We start from the raw sequence: 5,191 nt of genomic DNA on the forward strand, positions 1-5,191 counted from the left end.
CAATGCGATGGGTTAGAAACCAGGCAGGTGAACGGGTCTATCCACTCAAATTCGGGCCCGATCCCACCAGGTTCTCCTGGCTTGAGTCCGCAAACCCAGGGTGATCGGTAAGTCCTTATAAGCCCGACGGGTATTAGCGGTCAGTCCTTGAAAAGGCTGTCGAAGGCCCGGTGGCTGCCATCCTTGGGCTTGAGACGGAAGAGGTCGTTTTTCAGCTCGAGGTGGTCTTCTTTGAGCAGGCGCTCGAGCGTGCGCTGAAGCTCGTCTTTGGACAGGCTTTCGCCTTCCTCGTCCAGCCAGCGCACAATGTCTTTTTCGCTGGCAAAACCCAACTTCTCGATGGCTTTGAGAACCCAGCCTCGGGTGTCCATACTTGAATATACCGCGACGCACACGGGCCAAATCATGAGAAGAACCCCACCATCGGGGCTAATCTCTACTTATTAACGACCCTGTCGCACACTATATCGGAGGATCCCTTCCAATAAGGACGGGTTGTGTAGCACAATATATGGGTGGATCCCTTCCGGGAATACCAGGACTATGTAATCGCGCATCGGTTGCGCGGGGCCCTGGACTTTTATCCTGGTAAGCTCTACTCGCTGCCCGAGTACGCAACCTTGCGCCTGCGGCGCAGTGAGCTGGTGCGCAAGCTGGTAGGCCGTCAGGGAGACCCCGCGCTGCTTTCGCGCATTGAGCAGATTACCGACGACCTCAACTATGGTTTCTGGTCGAACCCCGGCATTCTCAAGGCCTTCCTCACGCGGCTTTCGCCGGTGCAGTATCCGGTGCTGGTAAGTCCCGAACGCTTCGAGACCCTGCTTTCAAATACCGAGCGGCTGAGGCTGAAGCAGCCGGGCCTGGCGGGGCAGTACTACCTGGGCTGGCTGCGCTTGCCCGCCCTGGTAGAAGAACCACTGGTCTTTGAACAAGCCATGCGCGAACAGGAAAACCTGGCCGTACAACTGGGGCTTTTTCTGGACGAGTTTCACAAGGTAGCAGGTTCGGGGTAGGCAATCGCCAGCCCATACCCGGCCTCGAGTTCAATCTCCACCAGCCCCAAAACCCGATTGGAAAGTGTGCGGGTGCTGCCCAGGGGTACCTCGGCCTTTTGCAAGGGCCAGTGAACGCCGCGAATGCTCAGGCCGGAAAAACCGCCCAGCGGCAGCAAACTCAGCTTGCTGTGGCGCGGCAAATCCAGTCGCAGATTTCCTGGTAGCAGGGGATAGGCCTCCTCGCATCCCGAGCTGAGCAGGGTGGGAATACCCTGCTGGGCCAGCCGGATACCCAGCAGCAGATGGGCCAGGGTCTGATCGGTCTGGCCCCCCATGGCCCCCACCAGAATGAGTCGGTCGGCCCCCCTGGTCAGGGCTGCTTTTATGGCCAGTTCCCCATCGGTAAAGTCCTTGCCCGCTGGATATTCCTCGCGGGGAACACGGGCGAAGGCTTGCTGTAGTTCCGCTGAGGCCGAGTCGAAGTCTCCCACCCACAATTCGGCCTGAAGTGCCAGGGCCCGGGCGTGTACCATGCCACTATCCGCCGCGATCACCCGACTCCCGGAGACCTGGGCTCGTAGCCGCTGGGTCGGGGTGACCAGACCGCCTAACAGAATGGTGAATGGGCGCATGATTGAGTCTCGTGTCAAAAACACTGCACAAGGGCTGATGGTATGCCTCAAAAGCGTGAAGGCCTGGGGTTTATCAGTGGGTACGGTATTCCTGGTGCCTGCGGCCCGTGCAAAGACCTTTCCTCCTTTGTCATAGGGTACTCTCCTCCAGTACCACTACCCGGGACCAATCGATCCTGATCTGGACCGTGTCACCGGGGTAGAGGCCAGACTCCGGGCCTTCCAGGTAGAGTTTCTGGCCGCGCCAGGCCAGTTCCAGGGCAACTGTGTGGCCCATAAAGATTCGCTCCTGCACCTGGGCCGCTTCACCCGATCCGAGTTGTATGGCCTCCTGGGGTAATAGATGCGGGAGCGTGGGCAGCCCCACCTGGCGACTCTGTTCAGGCGAGATCAGGTTGCGGTGACCCAGGAAGGTGGCGATCCAGCGGTTCCTGGGCCGTTTGAAAAGCATTTCGGGGGAGCCGAGCTGCACAACCGCACCCCCTTGCAGGATGGCGACCTGTTCGGCAATGACGAAAGCTTCGGACTGGTCGTGGGTGACCACGATGGTGGGCACTCGAGTCTGGCGCAAAATCGCCCGCAGCTCCAGCAACAACTCCTGCCTTAGCTTGAGATCCAGCGCACCCAGGGGCTCATCCAGCAACAATACTTTGGGCCTGCTGGCCAGCGCGCGGGCCAGCGCCACCCGCTGGCGCTCTCCGCCCGAGAGCTGGTGCGGGCGTTTGTGAGCGTGGGGGCCCAGGTTGGTCAAATCCAGTAACTCGGAGACTCGTTCCCGGATCTGGTGGCTGGCCCACCGCGCTTCGCGCAGGCCAAAGGCGATATTTTCCGAGACCGGCAGGTGGGGGAACAGGGCATAGTCCTGAAACACAAACCCTACCCGGCGCTCCTCGGGGGGGAGGGAAGTCACCTCTACACCGCCCATCCAGAGCTGCCCGGCATCGGGTGCTTCCAGTCCTGCCACCAGCCGGAGCAGGGTGCTTTTTCCACTGCCCGATGGCCCCAACAGGGAAAGGGTCTGCTCTGGGCTGACCTCGAGCGAAACAGCGAGGGAAAACCCGGGATAGGTTTTACGAAGACCCACCAGACGCAGCATGACCTCAGCCTACCGGTTGGGGGGTTGGATGGCTCAAGGAACTGTTAGCCGCGACCATACCTGCCTAAAGCGGTAACCACACGCTAAACCTGGCCCCCTGGCCCTCCTGCGACTCCACCCAGATGCGCCCCTGGTGGGCTTCGACAATGGCCCTGGAGATATAAAGCCCCAGTCCGGTACCCACGATGCCCCTCGAGATCGCACTCTGGGTGCGGCTATAGCGGTTGAAAAGCTGGCCCTGCTCCTCCAGCGGAATGCCGGGGCCGGTGTCTTCGACCTCGAGCAGCACGCCCCCATGTGACTTGGCCCGTAGCCAGATAGTACCTTCCCGTGGGCAGAATTTGAAAGCGTTGGAAAGCAGGTTGCCCACCACCTGCCCGATGCGCTCGGGGTCGGCCTCGATCATAGGCAGGGGGTCAAACTCCCAGATGAAGTGAGTCTGGCTCAGCCTGGCAACCCCAGCAAAGCTACGGGCGGTCTGGGCCAGGGTGAACTGTAGATCTACGGGTTGTCTGCCGATGGCAAACCGTCCTGCTTCCAGACGGGAGGTGTCCAGCAGGTTGTTCACCATATCCTTCAACCGGAGACTGCTGTGCTGAATGTTTTCCAGAAACTCCTTGAGTTCTGCGAATCCATGGCGGTCGTCCAACAACAGCTCGCTAAAGCCCAGAATAGAAGCCAGTGGGGTCTTGAGTTCGTGTGAAACGGCTGCAATGAACTCCGATTTCAACCGTTCGGCCTCGCGCTCCACGGTCACATCCCGGAACAGGATCAAGGTCATATCACGCTCCATGGGCACGATTCGGGCCTCGAAGTCCCGCCCTTCCAGGCTCAGCTCGATGACCCCGGCTAGCTCGGAGTTAAGCCCTGCTCGAATGGCACTTTGAAGCTGACTGGTCACGGCCTGGGAGAAAAGCTCGCCCAGGGTAGTGCCCAGAAACCGATCCATGGGCAGATGGCTGGCACTCCTACCGGCCTTGTATTCGCGGATATTGCCTGCCGCGTCAACCAGCATCAGGTCGTCGGGAATTGCTTCCAGGATGGTGCGAATACGCAGGTCTCGCTGAAATTCCATAATATTTTCTTGCATGATTGCAGCAATCATACCCAGCAACCCGTGAAAGAATTACGAATGTCCTAACCAATCTAGTTTATCCTGATTACCATGAGCTTGATTGCAGCCTTTCTGGCTGGAAACCTCTCGTTTCTTTCACCTTGTGTCTTGCCGCTGGTTCCGACCTATCTCCTCTACCTCGGGGGAGAGAGGGGACGCCCAATTTTTAATGCCTTCTTTTTCGTAGGTGGCTTTTCGCTGGTGTTTTTGCTCTTAGGGCTGCCCTTCACGATTCTGGGCGGCTTGCTGTTTGAGAGTCGGCATCTGCTGGCCCAGATTGGTGGGGTGTTCATGGTGCTATTTGGGCTCTACATGCTTGGCTTAAAGCCAAAGTGGGGAGTGAATCTGCGCTATGAGGGGGATACCAGCCGACCCTGGGGCGCGTTCGTGCTTGGGGTGGTTCTGGGTCTGGGCTGGACACCCTGCATCGGCCCGATTCTGGGAGGGATTCTGACCCTTACGGCAACGGGAAGTGGAGTCAATTTTTTGGTGGCCTATATCCTGGGTCTGGCGGTGCCATTCTTGCTGGTGGCCCTCTTTGCTGACCGCGTTCGTCCGGTTTTGCGCAAGGCGGCTCGCTTCTCCCGCTGGGCCGAAGTGACGGCAGGGGTGGCTCTGATCGCAGTGGGCGTTCTGATGTTTACCGGCGCCTTCACCCAGCTCAACAGCTTTTTCATCCAGATTACGCCCGAGTGGCTGCTGAACCTCGAGAAAAGCCTGATGGGTCAGTAGTGTGCTTTCCCCCGGCAAGGAACGAGGCCGCCAGGTCGCGCCACTGGAGTCTGCCAGCGGCACCGGTAGCAACCTCCCGTATGATGCTCGATACTCCCGTCGGGCTGGGTCTTGCAGACTCACCCTGGAGATTCTCAAAACCGTATGATGGAACGGATGCTGATTGAGGCCAATGCGGTTGCCAAACGCTACGGGCGGGACTGGGTGCTGCGCAACCTGGATTTCCGGCTCGCGATGCACGAAACGGTGGCCCTGGTCGGCCCCAACGGGGTGGGCAAAACCACCTTGCTGCGGGTGTTGGCCGGGCTGGTTCGCCCGACCCAGGGTTCCTTCCAACTGGACGGGAAAGTGGGTTTTCTAGCCAATCCACCCGCTTTTCATCGGCACTTTACTGGAGCCGAAAACCTGCACTACGCCCTGCGGCTGGATGGGCGGCTGGATGATCGGACCGAGATTCACTCGGCTCTGGAGCAAATGGGGCTACCCCTTGACAAGCCCGTGCTGAGCTACAGCAGCGGCATGAAAAAACGCCTGGCCATGGCCCGTCTGCGCCTGCAATCCCCCAGTATCTGGCTCCTGGACGAGCCAGAAGCGGCCCTAGATGCCCAGGGCCGGGGTTTGT

7 protein-coding genes are annotated in these 5,191 nt (G+C 59.5%); 3 read left to right on the forward strand and 4 right to left on the reverse strand.

The features are described from left to right. Positions 1-140: 140 nt before the first annotated feature. Entirely contained in the window at positions 141-371 is a 231-nt protein-coding gene (locus Q0288_RS01385; protein WP_299426008.1) for a hypothetical protein, read from the reverse strand. 144 nt (positions 372-515) lie between these two features. On the opposite strand from Q0288_RS01385, the gene Q0288_RS01390 reads away from it, so the two are divergent. Further along, complete coding sequence (locus Q0288_RS01390; protein ID WP_299426010.1) at positions 516-1,013, forward strand: hypothetical protein; 498 nt, start codon at positions 516-518, stop codon at positions 1,011-1,013. Here the strand turns inward: Q0288_RS01390 and Q0288_RS01395 are convergent. The 3 genes from Q0288_RS01395 to Q0288_RS01405 all read right to left on the reverse strand — a co-directional run bounded on the left by Q0288_RS01395 (position 989) and on the right by Q0288_RS01405 (position 3,813). Further along, a complete protein-coding gene (locus Q0288_RS01395) occupies positions 989-1,627 on the reverse strand; it encodes a thiamine diphosphokinase (RefSeq protein WP_299426013.1) in 639 nt (212 codons plus the stop codon). The two genes, Q0288_RS01390 and Q0288_RS01395, sit on opposite strands and share 25 nt — an antisense overlap. A gap of 130 nt (positions 1,628-1,757) precedes the next feature. Continuing rightward, on the reverse strand, positions 1,758-2,723 hold the full coding sequence (locus tag Q0288_RS01400; protein WP_299426016.1) for an ABC transporter ATP-binding protein: 966 nt from the start codon (positions 2,721-2,723) through the stop codon (positions 1,758-1,760). A gap of 64 nt (positions 2,724-2,787) precedes the next feature. Beyond that, positions 2,788-3,813: a HAMP domain-containing sensor histidine kinase gene (locus Q0288_RS01405; protein WP_299426019.1), complete on the reverse strand. Its 1,026-nt coding sequence runs from the start codon at positions 3,811-3,813 to the stop codon at positions 2,788-2,790. A 69-nt stretch (positions 3,814-3,882) separates the two neighbouring features. Between Q0288_RS01405 and Q0288_RS01410 the strand changes: the two genes are divergently transcribed. After that, positions 3,883-4,569: a cytochrome c biogenesis CcdA family protein gene (locus tag Q0288_RS01410; protein WP_299426025.1), complete on the forward strand. Its 687-nt coding sequence runs from the start codon at positions 3,883-3,885 to the stop codon at positions 4,567-4,569. Between the two features lie 144 nt (positions 4,570-4,713). Continuing rightward, the coding region (locus Q0288_RS01415) for an ABC transporter ATP-binding protein (protein ID WP_299426022.1) at positions 4,714-5,191 on the forward strand (478 nt) is incomplete at its 3' end.

The organism is uncultured Meiothermus sp., from assembly GCF_937863175.1.
Lineage (GTDB): Bacteria > Deinococcota > Deinococci > Deinococcales > Thermaceae > Meiothermus.

What these genes read in the sequence shown, in the direction of transcription:
- Q0288_RS01385 (WP_299426008.1), bottom strand. Translation starts at nt 371, where the DNA reads ATGGACACCCGAGGCTGGGTTCTCAAAGCCATCGAGAAGTTGGGTTTT.
- Q0288_RS01395 (WP_299426013.1), bottom strand. Translation starts at nt 1,627, where the DNA reads ATGCGCCCATTCACCATTCTGTTAGGCGGTCTGGTCACCCCGACCCAG.
- Q0288_RS01400 (WP_299426016.1), bottom strand. Translation starts at nt 2,723, where the DNA reads ATGCTGCGTCTGGTGGGTCTTCGTAAAACCTATCCCGGGTTTTCCCTC.
- Q0288_RS01405 (WP_299426019.1), bottom strand. Translation starts at nt 3,813, where the DNA reads ATGCAAGAAAATATTATGGAATTTCAGCGAGACCTGCGTATTCGCACC.